The following is a 25,913-nucleotide window of genomic DNA, read 5'->3' as shown; positions in this document are numbered from 1 at the left end:
GGCCGAGCGAAAGGTCGTCTAGACATAAAGATAGCCGAGCATTTCACCCGGCTATCTTTTACCTTGGTCACCCAAGATTAGCTGATCAACGTTCATCCAGCCAGAGGATTTGTACGCGTTTCGACATCGCGGCCATGGCGTGCGCGCGTTGACGCTCAGCGTGGACGTCGTCACCCTCACCGCGTTGCTGGACAACCCGCCGGGAGAATCCATCCGGCCATGCGCCGATTTCAACTCGGTCGATGAGTAGCCGCAGGAATGCACGCCGTCGACCTGGTGTCCAGGCTCGCCAATCGATGCCGTGCTCTAACAGCTTCGAGATTGCCGGTCGGCCAAGAAGGTCGGTTATCTTTCTCTCGATCGCTTCGAGTTCAGCGTCAATTCGTTCGACCTCGCGTTGGGCCTCACGCTCACTCATCACGCCGAGCACGAACGCCTTCCCTGCGCGCTCGCGCTGATCTCGCAGGGCCGCTCGGTCGGCCTCGAATGCGTCGATGGCGGCTTCGATAACCGGGTCGGATTCGCTCATGCGCTGATGCCAACGCGCTGTGGCATTCATCCGCGCGATGGCTTGCTCGAAGACGTACTCTTCCAGCCTGTCATGCGCGACGGAAACGCGACCCGATTCCTGCCACACTCTGGCGGTCGTCCCATTGCGAGTGACTTCTCGCTCCACGCGCGGGTGTTTCGCGCTTGGACCTTGAACCCGTACGAGGCATGAGAGCGTCGGCACTGTCGAGTCACCACGGTTCTTGGTATTCGTTACGAGTGGCTTCCCGCATGCAGCACAGACAGTGAGGCCACCGCCCATGCTGTACCTCTCGGTTTTGACTCCGGGGGAGTGGGTGATCTTTCGCGAGGGGTCGGTGAGTAGGGCATGCAGGCGGTCGAACGTTCGTTGCTTGAGGATGGGTTCCCAACCCACCACACCTGCTTTTGTCTCACCGAGCATCGCTCGGTTCAGCAGGATCGAGCGAAGGTTGGGCTGGCGCCAGTGCTTGCCGGTGCGGGTCTGCACTCCCTTGTTATTCCAGTCCTTGATGATCGAGGACATGGTTTCTCTGTCATCGAGTAGTCGACGTGCGGCCTCCTGGATGCGCTTCACCTCAGCCGGTTCGGGCATAAGGCATCCATCTTGAGCGCGGTAACCGTACGGAGGAATCCCACCATGCCACTGGCCGTTGGCGCGTCGGTGCTGTTTACTTCGGCGCTGTCGCTCGCTCGCTCGGCGCGTCTCGAAACGCGCGATGCCTGCAAGCATGGTGCCGCGGAACTCGCCATCAGCCGTGCTGAGGTCTATCTCGCCGTCAACAGTGACTACCTGCGCCCCGAGGTCCACAAGCGTGTTGAGGTCACGGGTATTTCGGAGAAGCCGGTCGAGGTCAACGGCGATGACCACAGTGAAGTCTTTGCCGATTCTTGTCAGCATTCGACCCCAGCCGGTCTCGGGACCTCGCGGTTTGGAGGCGCGTGTTTCGTTGTCCGTGAACGTGTCGACGATCTGCCAGCCTCGCGCTTCGGCCATCTTGGTGCACCGGACCAACTGGCTTTCGATACCTTCGGCACGGTCCAGTGACTGCCGAACGTAGAGCGCCGTACGCTTTGTCGATGAATGACTCATAGTCGATTGTATCGCATGGGTGTTTTTCTGATACCGCGCCGAAGCACCCGAGTTTCAGGCCAGCGTGCTTGACGCGCTCCGCCAGCCGCTTGAATCCGGCACCATCAGCATCCACCGGGCCAACGCCGTTGCGCACTTTCCCGGACGCTTCCAGCTCGTGCTCGCTGCCAACCCCTGCCCGTGCGGTCACTACGGTGCGAAAGAGAACACCTGCGTCTGCCCGCCGAGCGCGATTCGTCGATATCTCGGCCGGGTCTCCGGTCCGCTGATGGACCGGATCGACATCCAACTGCGGGTGCGGCGGATCACGTCGGCAGAGTTGGCGGTGTCCGGGGACGAACAACGGCTGACCAGCTCCGCGGCGAGGCAGACGGTCGCCCTCGCCAGGCAGCGGACCGCTGAACGACTTTCCGGTACCCCGTGGACGACCAACGGGCAGGTCCCGGGCCCGTGGCTGCGCAGCAGGGAACGGATGCTGTCTCGCGCGGTCACCGCGCCGCTCGACCGGGCGCTCGAACGGGGTGCGATCACGATGCGCGGGTACGACCGGGTGCTTCGTGTCGCGTGGACGTTGTCCGATCTGGATGGCACCGGCAGGCCCGACGCTCGGCAGATCGGCCGAGCGCTGTTCTTGAGGAAGGGAATCTGATGACGCTATTCGGACTCGACAGTGACGAGGTGCGCTCCGCCATCGAGCGGGTCGAGCCGCCGGGCGCCCCCGGCGAGGTCGCCGACACCTTCGCCCGGGCAGCGTGGAGCGGCATCGCCGAGCCGGGCGACGGAGCCGCCGGCTTCCTCGTCGCGGCCGCCGGGGCCTCCGCCGCACTCACCATGCTTGTCGAGCGCTGGAGCGTGCCACGCATCTGTGCCGCCCTCGGCTCGGTTGGCGCCATGGATGATGTGGACACGCAGATCGAGCAGGCGCTCGCTCGCTGGCTGCCGCGGGCGAATTCACGCTTGACGCTGCAGGCCCTGTCATTGGCCGCTGCGTGCCGGGCGACGCTTCTCACGCCGGCGAGCGAGCTGTGGCCTGAGCGGCTCGACGAACTCGGCCCCCACGCGCCGCTCGCGCTGTGGGTGCGCGGCCGAACGGACGCACTCCCCGCGATGGCGCACTCCATCGCCCTGGTCGGTGCGCGCGCTGCGACCGGATACGGCGAGCATGTGGCAATCGAGGCGGGGAGCGGGCTGGTCGGGCGCGGCTTCGCCATCGTTTCTGGCGCCGCATACGGAATCGACGGGATGGCGCATCGCGCGGCTCTCGCGTCTCACGGCACCACCGTCGCGTTCCTCGCCGGTGGCGTTGACCGGCCATACCCGAGCGGACACGCGGTACTCATCGACCGGATCATCGAGACCGGGGCCGTTCTCTCGGAGATGCCATGCGGCGGGCAACCTTCCAAATGGAGATTCCTGCAACGGAATCGGCTGATCGCAGCGGTGAGCGATGCGACGGTGGTGCTCGAGGCAGGCTGGCGCTCGGGCGCGCTGAACACCGCCGGGCACGCGGCAGCGCTGGGGCGCCCGCTCGGCGCCGTGCCCGGCCCGATCACGAGCGCCGCATCGGCCGGATGCCATCGGTTGATCCGTGAATACGACGCGGTCTGTGTGACGAGCGTCGACGAAATGGTCGAACTCGCCGGGGGAGAGCCGGCCAGACCCGAGCCCGTGCCGTCGGAGCGGAGCTCGGACGAGGTTCGAGTGCTTGACGCGCTCAGCGTGCAGACGCCGCGAATGCCCGTGGATGTCGCCGTGCGATCAGGGTTGCCGGTGGATACCGTGTACTCCGTGCTCGGGATGCTGGAGCTCGACGACTGTGTCGCTGAGAAACCCGGGGGCTGGGTCTACTCACCCCGCCGCTGATGCGGGGGCTGACCGGGCCGTGCTCGTTCGCGGCAACGCCTCGTCCGAAACCGTGAGCACGTGTCACGGGTGAGTCTGCGGCCCAACTCGCGCTCGGTGGGGGATTCTGAGGGAGTGAAGATTCCGCCAGCCGTCGCGCGCTACATCGACTACGTGTCGGTCGAGCGACAGTACTCAGAGGCGACCAGCCGGGCATACGAGTCCGATCTTGCCGCCTTCACTTCCTTCGCGGCCGAGCGCGGGGTCGACGACGTCGCCGACATCGACCTCGAACTGTTGCGGGACTGGCTGTGGCAGTCGTCACAAGCCGGCCTCGGCCACGCCACGATTGCCAGGCGGTCGGCATCGGTTCGAGGCTGGTCGGCCTGGCTCGCCCGCAACGGCGAGATCCCAGTCGACACGGCCGCGAGGCTTCGGTCGCCGAAGACCGGCCGTTCCCTCCCACACGTCGTCCAGCGCCCACAGATGGACGCCCTCCTGGACTCTCTCGCTGAGAAGACTGCCACCGGCGACCCGGTAGCCCTGCGCGACTCGGCACTGATCGAACTTCTCTACGCGAGCGGGCTGCGTGTCTCTGAACTGTGCGGACTCGACCTCGACGATGTCGACCTCGACCGGCTCACGGTCCGGGTGCTCGGCAAGGGATCCAAGGAGAGGGTCGTGCCGTTCGGTGTGCCCGCCCACTCCGCGCTCGTCGACTACCTCCGCCAGGCGCGACCCGCGCTGCTTGCCCGCACACCGACGCCGCATCCCTCCATCTTTCTCGGCGCGCGAGGCGGGCGCCTGAACCCACGCAGCGTGTACAACATCGTCAGCAAGCTGCTCGCCGGCATCCCGGGGGGAACGGCGGCCGGACCACACACCCTTCGCCACACCGCGGCAACCCATCTGCTCGACGGGGGAGCCGACCTTCGGGCGGTGCAGGAACTCCTCGGCCACGCGTCCCTCGGCACCACCCAGATCTACACCCACGTGTCGATGGAACGACTCAAGGAGAGCTACCGGACGGCCCACCCCCGCGCTTGAGCGCCGTTATCGACCGAGCGGCAGCAGCACCGCGCGTTCGAGCGCTGAAAGCAGAGCCATCGGGTTGACGTACTCGCCGTAGAGCCGGACTCCGAAATGCACGCACCGACCGCCGCAGTGACCACCGGATGCGACGACACCGATCGTGTCGCCCATACGCACCTCAGCGCCCGCTTGCACCGTGGCGGCCACGGGTTCGATGCTCGAGACAAGCCCGTCGCCGTGCCGCACCGACAGGACGGGACGGTCGACGACCATCCCGGCGAAGCCGACGATCCCGTCCGCGGCGGCGAGAACCGCGCCACCTGCGGTCGCGGTCACATCGATGCCGCGGTGACCGGCCGCATACGGCCTCGGGGGAGCCTCGAATCCGCGCAGGAGCTGGTGCGGAGGGGCTACCGGCCAACCCCACGGCGGTACCTCGGTGGACGCGCGCACGGGGCTCCCCGCACGCCCCGCCGCTGGTGCCGGTCCGCCCAGCACGATGGCCGCCACCGCCGCGATCAGAATTGCGGCGGTGACGCGGCTCCTCCGCGCCGGCATGGCCATGACCGGATAGTCTGCCGTGCTTCGAAAACCGTGCCACGGATCCCCGGCGAATGGTGGGGAAGCAGCGATGCGGATGCCGGTGTGAGGGACACAGGGAAGTCTCCCCGACCCTGTTATGCTGAAGGAAGCATCCCGCGTGTCGGGATGACTACGCGTGCCCATTCGGCCAACACATCCACTCGGTCCGGCTCTTCGGAGTCCGGCGGACGTGCGCCGGGCACCAGGAAGAGCGGCCACTCGGCCGCTTTGAACAACCGATCGACGCCTGCCCGGCATGGGCGCGTCAGAACAGGAGAACGGCTCATGGCCGTCGTAACCATCCGCCAGCTGCTCGACAGCGGCGTGCACTTCGGGCACCAGACCCGCCGTTGGAACCCGAAGATGAAGCGCTTCATCTTCACGGAGCGTTCCGGCATCTACATCATCGACCTCCAGCAGTCGCTCGGCTTCATCGACAAGGCCTACGACTTCGTCAAGGAGACCGTCGCCCACGGCGGAACGGTCCTCTTCGTCGGTACGAAGAAGCAGGCCCAGGAATCGATCGCCGAGCAGGCGACCCGCGTCGGCCAGCCCTACGTGAACCAGCGCTGGCTCGGTGGCCTCCTCACCAACTTCCAGACGGTGTCGAAGCGACTCGCTCGCATGAAGGAGCTCGAGGAGCTCGACTTCGAGGACTCCTCGAAGTCCGGCTTCACCAAGAAGGAACTTCTCATCAAGAAGCGCGAGCTCGACAAGCTTCACAAGTCGCTCGGCGGAATCCGCAACCTCACCAAGACGCCGTCGGCTCTGTGGGTTGTCGACACCAAGAAGGAGCACCTCGCCATCGACGAGGCGAAGAAGCTCGGTATCCCCGTCATCGGCATTCTCGACACCAACTGCGACCCGGATGAGGTCACCTACCCGATCCCGGGCAACGACGACGCCATCCGCTCCGTCGGCCTGCTCACGCGCATCATCGCTGACGCTGCCGCCGAGGGTCTGATCCAGCGCCACCAGAAGCCCGAAGAGGGATCCGCTCCCGTCGAGCCGCTCGCGGCCTGGGAAGCTGAGCTCCTTGGCGCCGAGGCCGAGACGGCTGAAGCACCGGCCGAAGCCGCTGAAGCACCGGTCGAGCACAACGACGCCGACGCCGAGGTTGCCGAGAAGAACGCCGCGAAGAGCGACGACGCGCCCGTCGAGGTCGTCACCGTTGAAAGTGACGAGAAGACCGAGGAACGCCTCGAGGCTGAAGCGACCGACGCTGAGAAGCAGCCGGCCGCCGACAACAACTAACCCGAACGAGGAGTGCAATAACTTATGGCAAATTTCAATCTTGCTGATGTCAAGACTCTTCGCGAGCAGCTTGGCACCGGAATGGTCGACACCAAGAACGCTCTCGTCGAAGCCGAGGGTGACCTGGAGAAGGCAACCGAGATCCTGCGTCTCAAGGGTGCGAAGGGTAACGCGAAGCGTGCCGACCGCTCCACGAGCGAGGGCCTCGTCGCCGCCAAGGACAACGGTTCGAACACAACGCTGATCGAACTCGCTTGCGAAACCGACTTCGTCGCGAAGAACGACAAGTTCGTTGCCCTGGCCGACAAGGTGCTCGAGGCTGTCGCAGCCTCAGGCGCCGCATCGGTCGAGGAAGCACTCGCTGCTCCGGCCGGGAACTCCACGGTCGGCCAGCTCATCGACGATGAAGCAGCGATCCTCGGCGAAAAGGTCGAACTTCGCCGCGTCGCGCTGGTCTCGGGCGAGAAGTTCGCCACGTACCTGCACAAAACGTCGAAGGACCTGCCCCCGCAGATCGGAGTCGTCGTCAGCTACAGCGGAGACGACGCCGAGACCGCACGGGCTGTTGCTCAGCACATCGCGATGTTCGACCCGCAGTACCTCACCCGTGAGGACGTGCCGGCAGAGATCGTCGACAAGGAGCGCGAAATCGTAACGGAGATCTCGAAGAACGAGGGCAAGCCTGAGGCTGCACTGCCCAAGATCGTCGAAGGTCGCCTGACCGGGTTCTTCAAGCAGGTCGCCCTGCTCGAGCAGGACTACGCTCGCGACAGCAAGGTTCAGGTCAAGAAGGTTCTGGCGGATGCCAAGCTCGACGTGACGGGCTTCGCCCGCTTCAAGGTCGGCGCGTAGGTTCGCCATGGGAGTCCGGATCACATCGTGATCCGGACTCCTTTTTCATGTGCGCGGCCTCCGTCGCCACACAGTAGTTCTGTCAGGGATTCACGAAAGGATGACACGGATGTCAACAGGCACGAAGAAGCGCAGGGTGCTGCTCAAGCTGAGCGGAGAGTCCTTCGGGGCCGGCTCGCTCGGCGTGAACCCGGATGTCGTCAGCCAGATCGCGCGCGAGATCGCGGAGGCCGCGGCGACGGTCGAGATCGCCATCGTCGTCGGCGGAGGCAACTTCTTCCGCGGCGCTGAGCTTTCCCTTCGCGGAATGGACCGCGGTCGAGCCGACTACATGGGCATGCTGGGGACCGTGATGAACTCCCTCGCGCTTCAGGACTTCCTCGAGCAGGCGGGAGCTGAGACCCGTGTCCAGTCGGCCATCTCAATGACTCAGGTCGCCGAACCGTACATTCCCCGTCGCGCCGAGCGTCACCTCGAGAAGGGCCGCGTTGTCATCTTCGGCGCCGGTGCCGGTCTGCCGTACTTCTCCACCGACACGGTCGCCGCACAGCGGGCGCTCGAGATCGACGCCGACATCGTGCTCCTCGCCAAGAACGGGGTTGACGGCGTCTACACCGCCGACCCGAAGCTTGACTCCAACGCCACCCGGATCGACTCGATCACGTACCAGGAGGCGCTCCAGACCGGCCTGAAGGTCGTCGACTCCACCGCGTTCAGCCTCTGCATGGACAACTCGATGCCGATGCAGGTTTTCGGCATGGCGCCGGCGGGGAACGTGACCAAGGCAATCCTCGGAGCACGCATCGGCACCCTCGTCAGCAATTGAGCTGAATCGAGCCCACCAGCACCGCCCCTCTAGAATGGGTGCGGTACAACACGCAATAAAAAGGAGTCGCTGTGATCGCGGATGTTTTGACTGACGCTGGAACCCGGATGGACAAGGCCGTCGATGTGGCGAAGGAAGACTTCGCCACGGTGCGCACCGGTCGCGCCAACCCGCAGATGTTCCAGAAGATCCTGGTGAATTACTACGGCACTCCGACTCCGCTGGAGCAGTTGGCTTCCCTCCAGAACAATGAAGCCCGCACCATCATCGTCACTCCGTACGACAAGACCGCGCTCAAAGACATCGAACAGGCGATCCGCGACACGCCCAACCTCGGTGCCAACCCGACGAACGACGGCACCATCGTGCGGGTGACCCTGCCCGAGCTCACCGCTGAGCGTCGCAAGGAGTACGTCAAGATCGTCCGCAACAAGGGTGAGGACGCGAAGGTGAGCGTTCGGAACATCCGTCGCAAGGCCAAGGACGACCTCGACGCGTTGAAGAGCGAGGTCGGAGACGACGATGTCGCGAGGGGCGAGAAGGAGCTGGAACAGCTCACGAAAACCCACATCGACGCGATCGACGACGCTCTGAAGCGCAAAGAGTCAGAGCTTCTCGAGATTTAGGACCGACCGCTGTGATCCGAAGGAACGGGTGCACCAGTGCCTGACGCTGACGACGGCAGCGCTCCGCGTCGGCCAAGGCCGAGGCGTGGCTCCCGCGACGACATCTCCGCGCAGCTGAGGTCGCGGCGCGCCGACATCGAGCGGCAGGTTCGGGCGACACGCGCGCAGATCGACGAAGCGAATTCCCGGATCGAGGCTCGCGCCGGACGCAACCTCCTTCTGGCAACGCTCATCGGGCTCGGGCTCGGGCTCGCGATGCTGTTCAGCCTCATCGTGGTCAAGGAGCTTTTCGTCCTCTTCGGCGCCGCCATCATCGCGTTCACCGTGTTCGAACTCGCGCACGCGTTCAGACGTGCCGGCCGTGCCATCGATGTCTGGCCTGCGGTCGTCGGCGGCGTCGCAATCGTCGTCTCCGGGTACTTCTTCGACCCGGCGTCACGCTTGGCGATGCTCATCGGGGTGATCGTGTTCATCCTCGCCTGGCGACTCGTCGCCCAGATGGCGCACCCAACCCCTCGCAGGACTCTGGACGTGCTCCGAGACCTCGCCGCAGCAGTGTTCGTCCAGGTTTACGTCTCGTTCCTCGGCAGTTTCGCCATCGTGCTGGTCCGTCAGCCCGAAGGGCAGTGGTGGGCGCTGGCATTCCTCATCATTGTCATCGCCGTCGACATCGGCGCTTACGCGAGCGGGCTCAATTTCGGCAAGCATCCGATGGCCCCGCTGATCAGCCCGAAGAAGACCTGGGAAGGGCTCGCGGGAGCCGCCGTCGCCGCCGTGACCGCCGGCATCCTGCTCGCCATCTTCATGCTCAACAGCCCCTGGTGGGTCGGTCTCATCCTCGGGCTGGCGCTTCTGGGAACGGCGACGATGGGTGACCTCACTGAATCGCTCATCAAACGGGACCTGGGGATCAAGGACATGAGTTCCTGGCTTCCCGGCCACGGTGGGTTCCTCGACCGTCTTGACTCGATTCTTCCTTCCGCGCCGATCGCGTTCGCGCTGTACCTCCTGTTCAGCAACGCCCCGGTCGTCGGATGACCCAACGTCGGATGCGCACTGAGGCGGAAAGGCAGAACCGGTGACGAATACATTCCCCACCGCACAGGGGCGAGTCCGCGGATATGCGCGGGACCAGGTCGATGCGTTCCTCCAGTCCGCTCGGAAAGCGTACGACGAGGATGAGAGCGAGTCCCCGACGCTGACGTCGGCTGACATCCGCAGGACCTCCTTCGCCCTGACCCGCGGCGGATATGCCACCGGACCGGTGGACGCCGCGCTCGAGCGCCTCGAGGACGCATTCGCACTGCGGGAACGCGATCGCGCGTTGACCGAGGCAGGCAAGAGGGAATGGCTGACCTCCGCGAGGGAGACCGCCCAGGTGATCCTCAACCGGCTGGCCCGGCCGGCGGGCCACAAGTTCTCCCGCACCGCCTTCCTCGCTCAGGGCTATCGGACCGACGATGTCGACGCTTTTTGCGAGCAACTCGTTGCCTACTTTGAGAAAGGAACGCCGCTCAGCGCCGACGCCGTGAGAACCGCGGTATTCCGGGCTCAGAGGGGTGGCTACGTCGAGTCTCAGGTCGACCTCCTGCTCGATGCCGTCACCGAGGTCATGCTCGCCGTTCGGTGACATGCGGCACGATTGACTCGCAAATGTCCCCGTTCTGGGCTACAGTCGTCGAATCGTGGGTAAACATCTAGCGCAGGTCGAGTCCTCTGTACCAGCTCCGAAGGTCAGAAGGGCTTTCGAGAGACCCCGATCGCGGAGCCCGTTCACTCTCTTCATCTTCGCCTTCACCGCAGCCGTTGGCGTGGTCGCCGTGAACGTCGTCGACCCGTACTCAGGCGCGACGGCATCGCCGTACTTCCAGGTCGCCGAGCGATACGACGGTAAGGCCACGCAGAAACTCGCTGTGGCCGGAGCCTACGAAACCGGCTTCACCCGCGACGGTTACACCGTGATTGCGGCACCGCCGCCTCCGCCGCCACCGCCGCCACCCGCCCCTGTGGACGCGCCCGTCGCCAAGAAGGCCACAGAGACGAAGAAGAGCACGAGCGCACCGTTGCCCGTGGTCAAGGCCGACCCGGGTTCCGCTCAGGCGATCGCTCACAGCATGGTGCTCTCGCGAGGGTGGGGAGAGGATCAGTTCTCGTGCCTCGTCTCCTTGTGGAACAAGGAGTCCGGATGGCGCGTCAACGCATCCAACCCGTCGAGCGGTGCATACGGCATCCCGCAAGCGCTCCCGGGCAGCAAGATGGGCAGCGCAGGGAGCGACTGGGCGACGAACCCCGCCACCCAGATCACCTGGGGACTCGGCTACATCAGCGGCCGGTACGGCACCCCCTGCGGCGCATGGAGCCACTCGCAGGCTAAGAACTGGTACTGATTCCAGCACCGATCGGCAGGCGCAGTGGCTGGCTGCGTCGTGCCGATGTCCTGGCAGATTCCTGCCTAGGATGAAAGCATGCCTCGAAGCAACCGTCCACGCGGCGCCAAGCCCGCCAAGGACGACGGTGACGGCCTGGCGCATCTGCTGAGCGGCTGGAAGCGCACCGAGACCAGGCGTGGCCAGGAATGGAACGTCCAGCCGGTGAGCGGCGCACAGGCGGTCAAGGATTACCTGTGCCCAGCCTGCTCGCTCCCCGTCGCCCGCGGCACGGCTCATCTCGTCGTCTGGCGCGCGGACGGGGTGCTCGGCGACGCCGCTGACCTTGCCTCGCGCAGGCACTGGCACACCCACTGCTGGCGAATCGGTTAGGAAGGATGCCATGACCCTGGAGATCCGCGGCGGCGTAGAACTGCCCGCAACCCGTGAAGACATTGAACTTGTGACTGCTGATGGGCTCACGCTGGTCGGCGAACTCGCGGCCCCTCAGGGGAAGGAGCCCGTGGCAACGCTTGTGACGCTTCATCCGCTGCCCACAGCCGGCGGGTTCATGGACTCCCACATCCTCCGCAAAGCCGCCGGGCGACTCCCCGCCCTCGCAGACATCGCCGTGCTGCGGTTCAACACCCGCGGAACGTCGTCGCCGCGTGGAACCAGCGATGGCGCCTTCGGCGAGGGCATCACCGAGGAACATGACCTCGACGCAGCCATGGCCTTCGTCGCGGAGCGCGGTCTGCCCCAGCCCTGGCTCGTCGGCTGGTCGTTCGGGACCGAACTGGTCCTCAAGTACGGGCGCTCGCATCCGATCGCCGGCGCCATTCTTCTGTCGCCGCCGCTTCACCGGGCCCAACCGAACGATGTGGCTTCCTGGCACGGGCATGACCGACCTCTCATCGCCCTCATCCCGGAGTTCGACGACTACCTCCGCCCGGAGGAGGCCGCTGAGCGGTTCTCCAGCGTGCCTGGCATGACGCTCATTCCGGTCGAGGGCGGCAAACACCTCTGGGTGGGCGAGAATCAGACCCGCCGCGTGCTCGAGGAGATCGTGCGAGCGGTCAACCCCGCCGCGCTGCCGCTGCCGACCGAATGGCCCACCGAAGGCTGAGCGGGCCGAACCTCAGGGTCAGAGCTCGTTGGCGCGGGGGATCACGACCTGCTTGATGATCAGCAGGATCGACGCCGCGGTCGGGATCGCGATGAGCGCTCCGAGGAGACCCATCAGTGAGCCACCGGCGAGTGCGGCGATGACGACGAGGGCACCAGGAACGGCGACCGCGCGGCGCATCACGTTCGGGCTGATCACATACGCCTCGATCTGCATGTAGATGAGGTAGTAGATGCCGGCGAAGAGCGCGGTGACGGGGGAACCCAGCCCGGGGATCAGGCAGACCAGCGTGATGATGATCGATCCGGTCAACGTTCCGACCAGTGGGATCATCGAGAAGAAGAAAGCGATGCAGGCGAGCACCGGCGGGAACGGTGCGTCGATGATCGAGAGAAAGATGAACGACAGGATGCCGTTGCAGGCGGCTGTGCCGACCTGACCGATGACGTACCGTCCGACGGAGTCCGTGATCTGCTCGGCGAGGTCGGCGAAGCGTTCCCGTTTCGTGGCCGGCACCAGCTGGTACAGGCCGCGCTTGATCGAACCGAGCGAGGCGGTGAAGTAGATCGTCAGGATGAGGATGATCAGCGCGCCGAAGAGCGCCGAACCGATGGCGAAGGCCACCTGGATGGCGCCCGATCCGATGTTCGTGATGTTGTCGGTCAGGAACGTTCCGGCATCCGCGATGATCGTGCGAACGTCAAGGCCGGGGAACTGGTCCGAGAGGACATCGACCAGCGGATACTCCTGGAACTGGGCTTGCAGACCCGGGATGAGTCGAATCAGTTCAGACACCTGATCGATGATGATGGGCACGACCATCCAGACCAGCCCGGCGAAGAGGGCCAGGACGCCGATGATCACCACGAGAAGCGCAGCCCACCGCGGGAACTGCTTCTTCTCCAGCCACGAAACCAGCGGGTCGAGGCCGAGCGAGATGAAGATGGCGGCACCGATGTAGCTGAGAATCGTCTGCAGTGTCACGACGGAAAGAATGATCAGCAAACCGAGTCCGACGCCGAGTGTGCCGATGAGGCCGACACGGAACGGGTTTGAGATCTTCACTGCTGTCCCTCCATCGGAGCACGTCAGATCATCGTACTGTCCAGTGGGAGGGACGCCGCATCGAGGCGCATCCACTACCGTGTTAAGCGCCCTCTCAGGCATTTCGACTACTGTGAAACGTCTGTCCTGTTGCGACCGGCCCGGATTTCCGAGCGAATCCAGGTGCACCGCCCCTGCGGTCGCGGCCCCGAAGGAGATGTAGTGCGCTTCGTTCTCGCGATTTTGGCGTTTGTGGTCGCCGCGGCCATGATCGTGCTGGGTATCGCCCAACACACGATCTTTCTCGGCCCATCGACCTACGCCGTCAACACGACGGTCAAGGGTGACCTGCCGTACACCGTCATCAGCGGCGAGGAACTCACCGAACAGCCCGGCCAGCAGTCACTGACCGTCTCGGGCTCGGACGAGGTCTTTCTCGCCTACGGGCGCACGGCCGACGTCCTGGCCTGGCTCGGCGACTCCCCGTACAACGCGTTGACGGTCGACTCCGAGAACGACAGCCTGAAGGCATCCGTCGTCACGCCGGAACCGGTCGAGAATGACGAGGCCGCTCCCGAGGAGGGTACCGAACCGCCGACCGAGGAGGAACAGGCGGCAGCGGAGGCTGAAGCTGTTGCTCAAGCGAATCCAGCTGGTTCAGACCTGTGGCTCGCCGAGTACTCCGAGGAAGGCGCTCTCGTACAGACGATCAGCGTCCCCGACGACGTCAGTGTGATCCTCGCCTCGAACGGCACGGATCCCGCGCCGGACCGCGTCGAAGTGTCGTGGCCGATCGACAACGCGACACCCTGGGCCGGCCCGCTGATCGCGGGAGGAATCCTGCTGCTGCTCGTCGGGCTTGTGCTCTACCTCCTCGGCATCCAGAACATGCGCCGGTCGCGCGGCCCGCGCCGCAAGAGCGTCACCGCCGGCCCCGGAATGGAGAAAATGCCGAAGGTTCCTAAACCGTCCCGCTACAAGTCCGATAAGCAACACGGCAGCGCGCCGAAACGCAAACGTTCGATCCGCAAGTCGATGATCGCGATCGTTCCGATCACCCTCGCGTCCGCTCTCGCGCTCACCGGATGCTCGGCAAGCTCCTGGCCAGACTTCTCCGGAAACGGCCAGGTCACAGCGACGCCGACCCCGACCGACGCCGTTCTGCCCGAGGATGAGCAGCCGCCGCCCGCTGTATCCGGCCCCCAGTTGAAGCGCATCGTCTCCCAGATCTCGGGAGTGGCGCTGGAAGCGGATGCTGCGCGCGACGCCACGCTCGCCGCCACCCGCTTCTCCGGCCCGGCACTCGATGAACGCACCGCGAACTATGCAATCCGCGGCAAACTCGCCGACTATGCCCAGCCGACCCCGATTCCGGCGTCCGCGGGCGGGCTCACCCTGCCCGAAGCGACGGAAACCTGGCCGCGCACGGTGCTGACCGTCGTGACCGACGACACCGATGCGTCCGTCGCCCCGACCGCGCTCATCCTCGTGCAGGAGAACCCGCGCTCGAACTACCTCGTCCAGTCCGCCGTGCGGCTTGAACCAGACGCTCAGATCCCGGATGTCGCCCCGGCGACGATCGGGTCGGCGCGGCTCCCACCGGAGTCGACCTTCCAGATCCTCCAGCCGAACCAGCTGGCCGAGGCCTACGCGGATGTGATCACCAACGGTGACCAGAGCGCTCACTTCGACCTGTTCGACGCCGAGGGCGACTCGCTGCGCGCCGCGATCGCGGCCGACCGCCAGACGAAAAAGGACGAACTTCCGACAACGGCGACCATCGAGTTCGCCGCAGCAGCCGGCGACGCCGCCCCCGTGGCGTTGGCGACCAACGAGTCCGGTGCGATCGTCGCAGTGGACATCGTCGAGACCGAGGTCGTCAAACCGGTCGACACCGGTGCAAAGATCGAACCCGCTGGTGCCATTTCGGCGTTGAGCGGCGTCACAGAAACGGAGAAGGGTGTGCAGTCCACCTACACGGACCAGTTGTTGTTCTATGTTCCGCCGGCAGGAAGCTCGGAGACCATCCGCCTGCTTGGCTTCAGCCAGGCGCTGACCAAGGCGGCTGAACTGTGATGAGCGGAAGCCAGCCCGCCGCCGAACATCTCCGCGGCGCTATCGACCTGTCCAGCCTGGTGAACCGGGGGACGACTACCGGCGCACCGGGAACGCCCGGCCCGGCAGCCGCTCCCGGCGGCCCAGGAACGGCTCCGGCCGGTGGGGGAGTCGTCGAGGTCCCCAGCCTTGTGCTCGAGGGGTCGGACGCGAACTTCAGCCAGTTCCTTGACCTGTCGATGCAGGTTCCCGTTCTCGTGGACCTCTTCGCCGGAGCACCGACACCGGGCCTCACCCAGATCGTGGAAAGTTACGGCGGGCGGCTCCTGCTCGTCACGGTGGATGTCACCGCCAACGTGCAGCTGCGCCAGGCCTTCCAGGTGCAGTCCGTACCCGCTGCGGTCGCGCTCATCGGCGGCCGGCCGCTGCAGCTGTTCGCGGGAGCCCTCCCGGAAGACCAGGTACGCCAGGTCCTCGAGCAGGTCCTCCAGGCGGCGGCGCAGAGCGGCGTGACCGGAACGGCATCCGCTTCAGGCGCTACCGAAGACACCGAGCCTGTCGAACCACCGCTGCCCCCGCTGCACGCTGAAGCGTATGAGGCGATCGAACAGGGCGACTACCCGCGAGCGATCACCGCATACCAGACCGCGATCGCCCAGAACCCGACGGACAAGATGGCCGTTGCCGGGCTCGCCCAGGTGAGCCTGCTGAATCGGCTGCAGGGCAAGACAATTGATCAGATTCGGGCGGCGGCAGCTGCGAACCCGAATGACCTGGACGCCCAGCTCGACGTCGCAGACCTCGACCTCTCCGGCGGACACGTCGAGGATGCGTTCGATCGCCTGCTCACGAGGTTCGAAACAGCGGATGCGGACGAGCGCAACACGATCCGAACGCGTCTCCTCGAGCTGTTCGAAGTGGCCGGCCTCGACGACCCGCGCGTCATGCGCGCCCGGGGGCGGCTGACCAACCTGCTCTTCTAACGCCCGTCCCAGACCAGAACACCCGTTCCGGTCGAGATCACCCGGTACAACAGGTGTTCTTGACCGGAACGGGTGTTTTCGCGCCGTCTGAGGTGCGCGGCTACCTGCGGCGGCGGAGCCAGAGGGCGCCGAGCGGCGGCAGGGTCAGTTCGGCGGATGCCGCCCGGCCGGCCCACGGCTGGTCGACGGCCACCACAGTTCCGAAGTTGCCGACACCGGAACCGCCGAACTCGGCGGCATCCGTGTTGAGGATCTCGTCCCACTCCCCGGACCCAGGAAGGCCCACCCGGTACGGTCCGACCGGTGCGCCCGAGAAGTTGAAGAGCGCGACGATCTCGTTGCCGTCGTGGTCGCGGCGGAGAAACGAGACCACGCTGTGCGCCGCGTCTCCGCCGTCGAGCAGCTCGAACCCGCCGGCGTCGTTGTCGCGGGCCCACAGGGCGGAGTTCTCGCCGTACAGGTTGTTGAGCTGGCCGACCAGGCTGAACAATCCCTGGTGGCTGGGCTGGTCGAGGATCCACCAGTCGAGGCCGCGGGCTTCTGACCACTCGGACGGCTGGCCGAACTCCTGCCCCATGAACAGCAACTGCTTGCCGGGGTGAGCCCACATGAACGCGAGGAACACGCGCATGTTCGCGAGCTTCTGCCAGTGGTCACCTGGCATGCGTGACAGCAGCGAACCTTTGCCGTGGACGACCTCATCGTGGCTGATCGGCAGCAGGAAATTCTCGCTGAACGCGTAGACGAAGCTGAAGGTGAGTTCGCCGTGGTGGTACGAGCGGTACATCGGGTCGTGCTTGATGTACTGGAGCGAGTCATGCATCCAGCCCATGTTCCATTTGATGCCGAAGCCGAGCCCGCCGTCCGAGGTGGACGCGGTGACACCGGGCCAGCTCGTGGATTCCTCGGCGATCATCACGATGCCTGGGTTCCGCTTGTACGCTGTGGCGTTGGCCTCCTGCAGCAGGCTGATCGCTTCGAGGTTCTCCCGGCCTCCGTGCACGTTCGGGTACCACTCGCCCTCTTCGCGCGAGTAGTCCAGGTACAGCATTGAGGCGACCGCGTCGACGCGGAGGCCGTCGACATGGAACTCTTCGAGCCAGTACAGCGCGTTGGCGACGAGGAAGTTGCGCACCTGACTGTTGCCGAAGTCGAAGATGTAAGTGCCCCAGTCCTTATGCTCACCGCGGCGCGGATCGGGGTGCTCGTAGAGCGCCTGTCCGTCGAACCGGGCGAGCGCCCACTCGTCGGTGGCGAAGTGCCCGGGGACCCAGTCCATGAGCACACCGATGCCGGCCTGGTGGAGCCGGTCGATCAGGTACTTGAGGTCGTCCGGGTGCCCGAACCGGCTGGTCGGAGCGAAGTACCCGGTGATCTGGTAGCCCCAGGAACCGCCGTACGGATGCTCTGCCACAGGCATGAACTCCACATGGGTGAAGTTGAGGGCCCTGAGGTACTCGATCAGCGGGTCGGCGATGTCACGGTAGCCGAGCCCCGGGCGCCAGGAGCCGAGGTGCATCTCGTAGATGCTCATCGGCCCGTCGTGCGGGTTCGTGGCCGCGCGGTGTTCCATCCACGCGGCATCCGTCCACTCGTGGCTGGATTCGCCGACAACGGATGCCGTCAACGGGGGGATCTCGGTGAATCGCGCCATCGGGTCGGCACGCGTCACCCACGTGCCGTCGGCGCCGAGCAGTTCGAACTTGTACAGGGTGCCCGCTTGAAGCCCTGGGATGAAGAGTTCCCAGACGCCGGTGGGGCCCATGTTGCGAAGGGCGTGGAGACGGCCGTCCCAGCCGTTGAAATCCCCGAGCACCCGGACAGCCCGGGCGTGCGGGGCCCACACCGTGAAGGCGGTTCCTGCGACGCCGGCGTGCTCGACGAGGTGGGCGCCGAGGGCCTCCCACAGTTGCTCATGCCGGCCTTCACCGATGAGGTGCAGGTCCATCTCGCCGATGGTCGGGCTGAACCGGTAGGCGTCATCGGTGCTCCACACGACCCCGTCGCCGTAGTCGCTTTCGATGGAGTAGTCGGCGAAGCCGGCGGAGTGCTCGCCCTCCCAGATGCCGTTGTACAGGTGGCTGAGTTCCACCCGCTCGCCGCCTTTCAGAACCGCAGTGACGCTCTTGGCAAGGGGCCGGAGTGTCCGCAAGACGGTCTTGTCGCCTGACGGGTGCTGGCCGAGGACGGAGTGCGGGTCGTAGTGAGACCCCGCGGAGACCGCGCCGAGTACGTGCTCAGACAACCTGGGTGCTTGCTGGGGCGCGACGGCGGGTGCCGCTGACGCGGGAGGCGTCGCCGGCGTTGCAGCAGGGGGCGACGTGGTGGGCGGCGTCGAAGCTGACGTGGCCGCTGCGGGCGTTGTGGGATCGGTCACGAGGTGGCCTCCTGGACGTGGAAGATGTGAACCGGTTCGGTGAAAGCGTCGAGCCGCACGAAGTTGTGCTCACCCCACTGCCAACTGGCCCCGGTGATGAGGTCGGTGACCTGGTATGGCGTGCCTGGTTCGATACCGAACGCGGAACTGTCGATGTGCACCGTCGTCTCACGGACGGAATGCGGGTCGACGTTGGCCACCACGAGGATGGTGTCCGCTTCGCCAGTGCCGGTGAAACCGGCGTCGAGGTGCTTGCTGTAGACAAGGATCGAGTCGTCGTCGCTGGAGTGCAGGCGGAGGTTCCTCAGCTGCAGGAGCGCGGGGTGGTCGCGGCGAATCCGGTTGAGCATGCCGAGGTAGAGCGACAGCGACGCGCCCGCGGCATCCGCTCGGGCGAAGTCTCTCGGCTTGAACTCGTACTTCTCGTTGTCGATGTTCTCTTCTGCGCCGGGACGCGCGACGTTCTCGAACAACTCGAATCCGGAGTAGACGCCCCAGACCGGTGCGGCCGTCGCCGCGAGGGCAGCCCGGATGGTGAACGCCGCCGGGCCACCGAACTGGAGGTATTCGGTGAGGATGTCCGGCGTGTTCACGAAAAGGTTCGGCCGGAGGAAATCCGCCGTCTCCGAACTGATGCTCGTGAAGAACTCCTCCAGTTCCTTCTTCGTGTTTCGCCAGGTGAAGTAGGTGTAGCTCTGCTGGAAACCGACCCGGGCGAGGGCCTGCATCATCGCCGGGCGGGTGAACGCTTCAGCGAGGAAGACGACGTCGGGGTCTTCGGCGTTGACGGTCGCGATCAGCCACTCCCAGAACTCGACAGGTTTGGTGTGGGGGTTGTCGACGCGGAAGATTCTCACGCCGACCGAAACCCAGTACCGCACGATCCGGAGGACCTCCGCGCGGATGCCTTCCGGGTCGTTGTCGAAGTTGACCGGGTAGATGTCCTGGTACTTTTTCGGCGGGTTTTCGGCGTACGCGATCGTGCCGTCGGGCAGCGTCGTGAACCATTCCGGATGCTCGGTCACCCAGGGGTGGTCAGGGGATGCCTGCAGCGCCAGGTCGATGGCGATCTCGATGTTGTGCTCGGCGGCCTGGCTGAGAAAGGAGCGGAAATCGTCGACGGTGCCGAGTTCGGGGTGAATGGCGTCGTGCCCGCCGTCCGCCGACCCGATGGCCCACGGCGAACCCGGTTCGTGCGGTCCCGGGTTCAGTGTGTTGTTCTTTCCCTTGCGGAATGCCGTGCCGATGGGGTGGATCGGGGGAAGGTAGACGACGTCGAAGCCCATCGCCGCAACGCCGGCAAGGCGCTGAGCCGCTGTGCGGAAGGTCCCGGACTGCCACGAGCCGTCGGCGTTCTGCTTCGCACCCTCCGATCGGGGGAAGAATTCGTACCAGGATCCGACACCGGCGCGGGCCCGTTCGACGCGGATCGAGGCTTCCTCCGACTCGCTCGACAGGCTCGTCATCGGTCGCAGCCGGGCGATCTCGTGGAGCCGCGCGTCATCGAGGACGTGCGTGCGGTTCTCGAGTGGAGCATCCGTCGCCGCCAGCTCGGCTGCCTTCGCCGCCAGGTAGCTGCGTTCAGCGGCTGGTCGGGACTTCTCGGCTGCGGCCCGCTGCAGGAGCTGCGCGCCGATCGTGAACATCAGCTCGACATCGAGACCGGCGGGGATCTTGATGGCGGCATTGTGGTGCCAGGTTTCGAAGTCGTCAGCGTATGCGCGCACACGGTACCGCCAGGTGCCTGGTGTGGTCACCTGCGCGAGGACCACGTAGTCATCGAGTCCGACGGACTTCAGCCTCATCGGATGCCGCGAGGCGGCTCCGGACGGATCGGTGAGCAGCAGTTCCACCCCGATCGCGTCGTGCCCCTCACGGAACGCCGTCGCCTGGAACGGGATGACCTCGCCGACGAACCCGCGGGCGGGCCAGCGTCCACAAGAGACGACAGGGGAGAGGCCGAGCACGGGAATCCTGCCAATGCCGGGTGTCGTTGTGCTGGTGTCGGACTGCGCCGCGACGGCCTTGGAAGGCCTGGACGTTGCGCTGGATGCTTTCTTCGCCACAACCCCGACCGTACCGCGAATCCAGCCCGTTCGTCGGTGCCTTGCGTTAACGCCGCCGGGCCAATAGAGGGCGCGGGGCCCGGCGGTCGGTCCTGCTCGCCTAGGCTGAACCCCGTGAAGGCGATTAGACGATTTACCGTGCGCCCTGCTCTTCCCGAGCGGCTGGCGGCCCTTGAACACCTGGCCGGGAACCTGAGGTGGGCCTGGCACGGTCCGACTCAGGAACTCTTCGCTGAGGTTGCACCGGATGCGTGGCGGGAGTTCCAGCACGACCCGATCAGTCTGTTCGGTCAGATCAGCCAGGAACGGATCGACGAACTGGCGTCGGACGACGATTTCGTGCACCGGGCCAACGCACTGAGAGAGGACCTTTCGCGGTATCTCTCTGAACCGCGCTGGTACCAGGGGCTCGAGGGCGACAAACCCGACCTCATCGCGTACTTCTCGCCGGAATTCGGCATCGCCGCCGCTCTTCCGCAGTACTCGGGTGGCCTCGGAATCCTCGCCGGCGATCACCTGAAGAGCGCATCGGACCTCGGCGTTCCCCTCGTGGCGGTCGGCCTGTTCTACCGCTCGGGTTACTTCAGCCAGGCTCTGTCGCCCGACGGCTGGCAGCAGGAGACCTATCCTGTCCTCGACCCGGACGGTCTCCCCTTGCGGGTTCTCCGCCAGCCGGACGGAAGCCCGGTCATCGTCACGTTGAGCCTGCCGGACGACCAGGTGCTCAGCGCCCGGATCTGGCTCGGCCGGGTCGGACGGGTCACCCTGTTGCTGCTCGACTCGGACATTCCGGAGAACAGCGAGGAACTGTGCCACGTCACCGACCGGCTCTACGGCGGGTCCGAGGAACACCGGCTGCATCAGGAACTGCTGCTCGGTATCGGCGGGGTTCGCGCGATCAGCGCCTGGGCGGAACGCTCAGAGGTTCGGCCGCCACGGGTCTTCCACACCAATGAGGGCCATGCCGGCTTCCTCGGCATCGAACGGATCGGCGACCTCATCCGCGGCGGGCTGAGCTTCACGGAGGCACTCCAGGTGGTCAGGGCCGGCACCGTCTTCACGACACACACCCCGGTGCCCGCCGGCATCGACCGCTTCGATTCGGCACTCATCCGCCGGTACTTCGAAACCGAACTGCTGCCCGGCGTCTCCGTCGATGATGTGCTCGCTCTGGGACGAGAGCCGGGCGCAGGCCCGGACGGCGCGTTCAACATGGCCGTGATGGGCCTTCGGCTCGGCCAGCGGGCGAACGGAGTCTCCCAGTTGCACGGCGATGTGAGCCGGCGCATGTTCAGCGCCCTGTGGCCGGGATTCGACATCGACGACGTGCCGATCGGTTCGGTCACCAACGGCGTGCATCCGGCCACCTGGACCGCCCCGCAACTGACCGAGCTCGCGACCCGCAACCTGGGCACGGCCGACACCGCGAATGCTGACTGGGCGTCGACCGCGGTGACGGACGCGGACCTCTGGTCGGTCCGCAACCGGATGCGGCAGGAGCTTGTCTGGGATGCCCGCAGACGCCTGAAACGGGCGTGGCTCGCCCAGAACCCGGGAGGCATCGCCCCCGACTGGATCGACACCGTGCTGGACCCGCGCGTGCTGACGATCGGTTTCGCCCGACGCGTTCCCACCTACAAACGGCTGACGCTGATGCTTCACGACACCGAGCGGCTGCGGGCGCTCCTGCTGCACCCGGAACGCCCGGTGCAGATCGTGATCGCGGGCAAGTCTCACCCGGCAGACATCGAGGGCAAAAGGCTGATCCAAAAAGTCGTCGAGTTCGCGAAGGACCCCGCCGTCCGTGAACGGATCGTCTTCCTGCCCAATTACGACATCTCGATGGCGCAGAAGCTATATCCGGGAACCGACGTCTGGCTCAACAACCCGCTGCGCCCGCTCGAGGCGTGCGGAACCTCGGGAATGAAGGCTGCGCTGAACGGCGTGCTCAACCTGTCGATTCTTGACGGCTGGTGGAACGAGTTCTTCGACGGCGACAACGGCTGGGCGATCCCGTCAGCGGTCACCGAGGACGCCGAGGAACGCGACCGCCGTGAGGCGGAGTCGATGTATGACCTGATCGAGCACCAGATCGCACCCCGGTTCTATGAGCGCGATTCCGACGGCGTCCCGGTGGACTGGCTGCGCCGCATCCGTCACACCCTCTCGACCCTCTCGCCGCAGCTGAGCGCCGACCGGATGGTCAGCCAATACGTCACCACCCTCTATCGCCCGGCATTCGACAGCACCTCGGTGCTGCGCCACGACGGATTCCGTGAGGCACGCCGACTCGCCGAGTGGAAGTCGCGAGTGACGGATGCCTGGTCCGGCGTCTCGATCGCGCATGTGGAGTCGGGGGGACTGGATGTCGCTCCCCAGGTCGGCGACGAGTTGCACTTGCGTGCGAGTGTGCGGCTCGGCCCCCTCACCCCGGACGACGTCTCGGTGCAGGTCGTGTATGGCCGCAGCACAATGAACGGCGATGACCTGAGAGACGTCCAGACCGCAGATCTTGCAGCGGCCGACGGGGCGCAAGCGTCCGAGTCCGGCGAGTGGCTGTTCGCCGGCACGGTGAGCCTTGGCCACCCCGGCGGGTTCGGCTACAGCGTGCGGGTGGTGCCGAACAACGCTCTTCTCGACAACCCCGCGGAGCTCGGTCTGATCGCGGTCGCCTGACACACGGCTCGCCGGTCAGCGGCGGCTGATCGCGGCGAGCGCCGCGTCGGTCACGGCGAGGAGGTCGGTCGGATCCAGTTCGATGTCGAGACCGCGGCGACCCCCGGAGACGAAGACGGTGGCGAACTCTGCGGCTGATTCGTCGAGGACCGTGCGGAGCCGCGTTCTCTGGCCGATCGGGCTGATCCCGCCGACGACGTAGCCGCTCTTCCGTTCGGCGAGGGCCGGGTCGGCCATGCCGGCGCGTTTGGCTCCGACAGCGGTGGCGAGTGCCTTGAGGTCGAGCTGGCCGGTCACCGGGACGATCGCGACCACGAGCGACCCATCCGCATCGGCAAGAAGGGTCTTGAACACCCGGTCGGCCTCGACGCCGAGCGCCTCTGCAGCCTCGAGTCCATACCCGACGGTCCCTGGCTGGTGCTCGTAGCTGTGCGGAGTGAAACGGACACCGAGTGCGGTGAGGGCTGCGGTCGCCGGGGTGCCCGCCGAAGTCTTCTTCGCCATCGCTAGTCCTTGGAGAACGCCCGGAACAGCTGCATCGACGTCGGTGCCACCTCGACGGTGTCGCCCGGCGCGAACGAGGAGATCTCGGTGAGCGGCGTCTCATCCTCACTGCGCCAGAGCAGGTCGTAGCGGAAGACTCCGTCGTGATGGGGCAGGGTTGCCGTCGTTCCGGATTCGACTCCGTGAACGATGAGAAGGATCCTGTTGAAGTCCTCGACCTCAGGGGTGCTCGCGGCAACGTACTGGAGTGTGCGGTTGCGGGCGTTGGTCCAGTCGTCGTCGCTCATCATCCTGCCGGACTGGTCATACCAGTCCATCTGGCTCGAGCTGGGCACCGTCTGCTCTGGCCGGCCGAACCGCACAGGGCGGAGCGCTGGGTTCTCGCGACGCAGTTCGATCAGTCGCCGGGCGTGTGCGTGAAGGTTGTGCTGCCATTTGTCGACGGGGAAGCTGAGCCAGGTCAGTTCGGAGTCGTGGCAGTACGCGTTGTTGTTGCCGCGCTGGGTGCGGCCGTACTCGTCGCCGGCCGTGATCATCGGGACGCCTGCCGACATCAGCAGCGTCCCGAGCAGGTTGCGCATCGCCTTGCGCCGGGTGGCGAGGATTTCTTCGTCGGTGGTCGGGCCTTCGGCGCCGTGGTTGAACGAGCGGTTGTTGTCGGTTCCGTCGCGGTTGGACTCGCCGTTGCCCACATTGTGCTTGACGTCGTATGAGACGAGGTCGGCGAGGGTGAACCCGTCGTGTGCGGTGATGAGGTTGACGGATGCCAGCGGGCCGCGTTCTGCGGAGAATGTGTTGGAGGATCCCGCGAGTCGCGTGGCGAACCCGCCGATCCCCACCGGAGAGGTGCTCGCGCGTCGCGCATAGTCCACGTCGGAGAGCCAGAAGTTCCGCGCCCGGTCACGGTAGCGGTCGTTCCAGTCGATCCAGCCGGTCGGGAAGTTGCCGGTCTGCCATCCGCCCATGCCGACGTCCCACGGTTCAGAGATCATCTTCACCCCGGCGAGCGCCGGGTCGGAGACGATGTCGGTGAGCAGCGGGTGTTCGGGGGAGTACTCGTGCTTCTCGTTCCGGCCGAGCGTCACCGCCAGGTCGAACCGGAAACCGTCGACCTGAACCTCATTCGCCCAGTACCGCAGCGAGTCCATGACGAGACGGTGCGCCGTCGGATGGGAGGTGTTGAGGCTGTTGCCGCAACCGGTGACGTCGATGTAGTCACCGGTGTCGGTCTGGCGGTAGTACGCGGCGTTGTCGAGGCCCCGCAGGCTCGTGGTCGGCCCGCCCCTGCCTTCTTCGGCCGTGTGATTGTAGACGACGTCGAGGATCACCTCGATGCCGACTTCGTGCAACAGGCGTACCATCCCCTTGAATTCGCGGAGGATCGCTGCAGGGCCCGCGGATTGCGCCGCCTTTGATGCGTACGGTGCGTGCGGGGTGAAGAAGTTGAGGGTGTTGTACCCCCAGTAGTTGGTGAGTCCCTGGCGGATGAGTCGCTGCTCGGAGACGAAGGCCTGGATGGGAAGCAGTTCGACGGCGGTGACGCCGAGATCGGTGAGGTAGCCGATGGATGCTTCGTGGGCGATCCCGGCGTAGCTGCCGCGCAGCCGCTCGGGGACGTGCAGGTTGAGCTTGGACATGCCCTTGGCGTGGGCCTCGTAGATCACCGAGCGGTCGAGGGGCACAGCCGGCTTGGGAACGTCTCCCCAGTCGAACGCGGTGTCGACGACGGCTGAGCGGTACTGCCCGGCTCCGACGCGGATTAGACCACGGGCATACGGGTCGATCAGCAGCTGGGCCGGGTTGAACGCCGACGTGGGCGACGAAGGACCCGACGCGCGGATCGCGTAGCGCGTTCCCGCCCGGAGGGTACGGGAACGTCCCACCCAGACGGAGTCCGATCCTCGGTGCATCGGTACCGTCTTGGTCATCCAGTTCGGGTCGGTGTCGTCGAAAATCACGAGTTCCATCGAATCGGCACCGGCCGACCAGACCCGCAGTTCGCCGCCGTGTGACGTGATCCGGACGCCGAGATTGTGCAGGGGATCGGCTGGGGTCATGCGTTCTAGAGTAGTTTGTGCGCA

General features: G+C 65.8%; 22 protein-coding genes and 2 pseudogenes. 16 read left to right on the top strand and 8 right to left on the bottom strand.

The features are described from left to right. Positions 1-85: 85 nt before the first annotated feature. Positions 86-1,123 carry a recombinase family protein gene (locus tag ACLQ62_RS15670; RefSeq protein WP_411722557.1) on the bottom strand — a complete coding sequence of 346 codons (1,038 nt, stop codon included), beginning with the start codon at positions 1,121-1,123 and terminating at the stop codon, positions 86-88. Positions 1,124-1,231: 108 nt separating this feature from the next. Next, positions 1,232-1,621: pseudogene (locus ACLQ62_RS15665) on the bottom strand (recombinase family protein); the annotation flags it as partial. A gap of 52 nt (positions 1,622-1,673) precedes the next feature. Here ACLQ62_RS15665 and ACLQ62_RS15660 point away from each other — a divergent pair. The 4 genes and pseudogenes from ACLQ62_RS15660 to ACLQ62_RS15645 all read left to right on the top strand — a co-directional run. Beyond that, positions 1,674-1,928: pseudogene (locus tag ACLQ62_RS15660) on the top strand (ATP-binding protein); the annotation flags it as partial. Then, positions 1,917-2,270 carry a hypothetical protein gene (locus ACLQ62_RS15655; RefSeq protein WP_411722556.1) on the top strand — a complete coding sequence of 118 codons (354 nt, stop codon included), beginning with the start codon at positions 1,917-1,919 and terminating at the stop codon, positions 2,268-2,270. The pseudogene ACLQ62_RS15660 and the gene ACLQ62_RS15655, both read left to right, overlap by 12 nt. Then, positions 2,270-3,484: a DNA-processing protein DprA gene (dprA, locus tag ACLQ62_RS15650; RefSeq protein ID WP_411722554.1), complete on the top strand. Its 1,215-nt coding sequence runs from the start codon at positions 2,270-2,272 to the stop codon at positions 3,482-3,484. The genes ACLQ62_RS15655 and dprA overlap by 1 nt, the downstream gene beginning before the upstream one ends. Before the next feature lie 114 nt (positions 3,485-3,598). Next, a complete protein-coding gene (locus tag ACLQ62_RS15645) occupies positions 3,599-4,510 on the top strand; it encodes a tyrosine recombinase (RefSeq protein WP_411722553.1) in 912 nt (303 codons plus the stop codon). Positions 4,511-4,516: 6 nt separating this feature from the next. Here the strand turns inward: ACLQ62_RS15645 and ACLQ62_RS15640 are convergent, their stop codons facing one another. After that, entirely contained in the window at positions 4,517-5,059 is a 543-nt protein-coding gene (locus ACLQ62_RS15640; RefSeq protein ID WP_411722552.1) for a murein hydrolase activator EnvC family protein, read from the bottom strand. 303 nt (positions 5,060-5,362) lie between these two features. Between ACLQ62_RS15640 and rpsB the strand changes: the two genes are divergently transcribed. The 9 genes from rpsB (at position 5,363) to ACLQ62_RS15595 (ending at position 12,127) form a co-directional block, all read left to right on the top strand. Further along, positions 5,363-6,331: a 30S ribosomal protein S2 gene (gene rpsB, locus ACLQ62_RS15635; RefSeq protein WP_411722551.1), complete on the top strand. Its 969-nt coding sequence runs from the start codon at positions 5,363-5,365 to the stop codon at positions 6,329-6,331. A 24-nt stretch (positions 6,332-6,355) separates the two neighbouring features. Continuing rightward, positions 6,356-7,183 carry a translation elongation factor Ts gene (gene tsf / locus ACLQ62_RS15630; protein ID WP_411722550.1) on the top strand — a complete coding sequence of 276 codons (828 nt, stop codon included), beginning with the start codon at positions 6,356-6,358 and terminating at the stop codon, positions 7,181-7,183. 100 nt (positions 7,184-7,283) lie between these two features. Then, positions 7,284-8,009: a UMP kinase gene (pyrH, locus tag ACLQ62_RS15625; protein ID WP_411722549.1), complete on the top strand. Its 726-nt coding sequence runs from the start codon at positions 7,284-7,286 to the stop codon at positions 8,007-8,009. Between the two features lie 71 nt (positions 8,010-8,080). Further along, positions 8,081-8,635 (top strand): ribosome recycling factor, encoded by a 555-nt coding sequence (gene frr / locus ACLQ62_RS15620; protein WP_297361368.1) that lies wholly within the window; start codon positions 8,081-8,083, stop codon positions 8,633-8,635. 36 nt (positions 8,636-8,671) lie between these two features. Then, positions 8,672-9,673 carry a phosphatidate cytidylyltransferase gene (locus ACLQ62_RS15615; RefSeq protein WP_411722548.1) on the top strand — a complete coding sequence of 334 codons (1,002 nt, stop codon included), beginning with the start codon at positions 8,672-8,674 and terminating at the stop codon, positions 9,671-9,673. A gap of 40 nt (positions 9,674-9,713) precedes the next feature. Further along, entirely contained in the window at positions 9,714-10,265 is a 552-nt protein-coding gene (locus ACLQ62_RS15610) for a DivIVA domain-containing protein (protein ID WP_411722547.1), read from the top strand. A gap of 55 nt (positions 10,266-10,320) precedes the next feature. Next, positions 10,321-11,022 carry a lytic transglycosylase domain-containing protein gene (locus ACLQ62_RS15605; protein WP_411722546.1) on the top strand — a complete coding sequence of 234 codons (702 nt, stop codon included), beginning with the start codon at positions 10,321-10,323 and terminating at the stop codon, positions 11,020-11,022. Positions 11,023-11,100: 78 nt separating this feature from the next. Continuing rightward, positions 11,101-11,394 (top strand): hypothetical protein, encoded by a 294-nt coding sequence (locus tag ACLQ62_RS15600; protein WP_411722545.1) that lies wholly within the window; start codon positions 11,101-11,103, stop codon positions 11,392-11,394. Between the two features lie 10 nt (positions 11,395-11,404). Then, complete coding sequence (locus ACLQ62_RS15595) at positions 11,405-12,127, top strand: alpha/beta hydrolase (RefSeq protein ID WP_411722544.1); 723 nt, start codon at positions 11,405-11,407, stop codon at positions 12,125-12,127. Positions 12,128-12,145: 18 nt separating this feature from the next. Here the strand turns inward: ACLQ62_RS15595 and ACLQ62_RS15590 are convergent, their stop codons facing one another. Beyond that, positions 12,146-13,192: an AI-2E family transporter gene (locus tag ACLQ62_RS15590; protein ID WP_411722543.1), complete on the bottom strand. Its 1,047-nt coding sequence runs from the start codon at positions 13,190-13,192 to the stop codon at positions 12,146-12,148. 201 nt (positions 13,193-13,393) lie between these two features. On the opposite strand from ACLQ62_RS15590, the gene ACLQ62_RS15585 reads away from it, so the two are divergent. Together ACLQ62_RS15585 and ACLQ62_RS15580 are read left to right on the top strand one after the other, a co-directional pair. Continuing rightward, entirely contained in the window at positions 13,394-15,247 is a 1,854-nt protein-coding gene (locus ACLQ62_RS15585; protein ID WP_411722542.1) for a hypothetical protein, read from the top strand. Continuing rightward, on the top strand, positions 15,247-16,209 hold the full coding sequence (locus tag ACLQ62_RS15580; protein WP_411722541.1) for a tetratricopeptide repeat protein: 963 nt from the start codon (positions 15,247-15,249) through the stop codon (positions 16,207-16,209). Before ACLQ62_RS15585 ends, ACLQ62_RS15580 begins: the two co-directional genes overlap by 1 nt. A 100-nt stretch (positions 16,210-16,309) precedes the next feature. On the opposite strand, the gene glgB is transcribed toward ACLQ62_RS15580, so the two are convergent. Continuing rightward, positions 16,310-18,454, bottom strand: a complete 2,145-nt coding sequence (gene glgB / locus ACLQ62_RS15575) for a 1,4-alpha-glucan branching protein GlgB (protein ID WP_411722555.1) — start codon at positions 18,452-18,454, stop codon at positions 16,310-16,312. A gap of 128 nt (positions 18,455-18,582) precedes the next feature. After that, positions 18,583-20,652, bottom strand: coding sequence for an alpha-1,4-glucan--maltose-1-phosphate maltosyltransferase (locus ACLQ62_RS15570; protein ID WP_411722540.1), 2,070 nt, complete (start codon positions 20,650-20,652; stop codon positions 18,583-18,585). Between the two features lie 114 nt (positions 20,653-20,766). Here ACLQ62_RS15570 and glgP point away from each other — a divergent pair, with 114 nt between their 5' ends. Further along, positions 20,767-23,328 (top strand): alpha-glucan family phosphorylase, encoded by a 2,562-nt coding sequence (gene glgP, locus ACLQ62_RS15565; protein ID WP_411722539.1) that lies wholly within the window; start codon positions 20,767-20,769, stop codon positions 23,326-23,328. Between the two features lie 15 nt (positions 23,329-23,343). On the opposite strand, the gene ybaK is transcribed toward glgP, so the two are convergent. Further along, entirely contained in the window at positions 23,344-23,832 is a 489-nt protein-coding gene (gene ybaK, locus ACLQ62_RS15560) for a Cys-tRNA(Pro) deacylase (RefSeq protein WP_411722538.1), read from the bottom strand. Between the two features lie 2 nt (positions 23,833-23,834). Next, positions 23,835-25,889, bottom strand: a complete 2,055-nt coding sequence (gene glgX / locus ACLQ62_RS15555) for a glycogen debranching protein GlgX (protein WP_411722537.1) — start codon at positions 25,887-25,889, stop codon at positions 23,835-23,837. Positions 25,890-25,913: the final 24 nt, after the last annotated feature.

The organism is Mycetocola sp. (assembly GCF_046716805.1).
Lineage (GTDB): Bacteria > Actinomycetota > Actinomycetes > Actinomycetales > Microbacteriaceae > Mycetocola_A.
Note: the sequence above shows the minus strand (reverse complement) of the source record. Positions and strands in the feature narration are given on the sequence as shown.

Bases quoted from the DNA above. Each gene is read 5' to 3' on its own strand.
- ACLQ62_RS15670 (WP_411722557.1), bottom strand. From the start codon at position 1,123: ATGCCCGAACCGGCTGAGGTGAAGCGCATCCAGGAGGCCGCACGTCGA.
- dprA (WP_411722554.1), top strand. From the start codon at position 2,270: ATGACGCTATTCGGACTCGACAGTGACGAGGTGCGCTCCGCCATCGAG.
- ACLQ62_RS15640 (WP_411722552.1), bottom strand. From the start codon at position 5,059: ATGGCCATGCCGGCGCGGAGGAGCCGCGTCACCGCCGCAATTCTGATC.
- rpsB (WP_411722551.1), top strand. From the start codon at position 5,363: ATGGCCGTCGTAACCATCCGCCAGCTGCTCGACAGCGGCGTGCACTTC.
- tsf (WP_411722550.1), top strand. From the start codon at position 6,356: ATGGCAAATTTCAATCTTGCTGATGTCAAGACTCTTCGCGAGCAGCTT.
- pyrH (WP_411722549.1), top strand. From the start codon at position 7,284: ATGACACGGATGTCAACAGGCACGAAGAAGCGCAGGGTGCTGCTCAAG.
- ACLQ62_RS15600 (WP_411722545.1), top strand. From the start codon at position 11,101: ATGCCTCGAAGCAACCGTCCACGCGGCGCCAAGCCCGCCAAGGACGAC.
- ACLQ62_RS15595 (WP_411722544.1), top strand. From the start codon at position 11,405: ATGACCCTGGAGATCCGCGGCGGCGTAGAACTGCCCGCAACCCGTGAA.
- ACLQ62_RS15580 (WP_411722541.1), top strand. From the start codon at position 15,247: ATGAGCGGAAGCCAGCCCGCCGCCGAACATCTCCGCGGCGCTATCGAC.
- ybaK (WP_411722538.1), bottom strand. From the start codon at position 23,832: ATGGCGAAGAAGACTTCGGCGGGCACCCCGGCGACCGCAGCCCTCACC.
- glgX (WP_411722537.1), bottom strand. From the start codon at position 25,889: ATGACCCCAGCCGATCCCCTGCACAATCTCGGCGTCCGGATCACGTCA.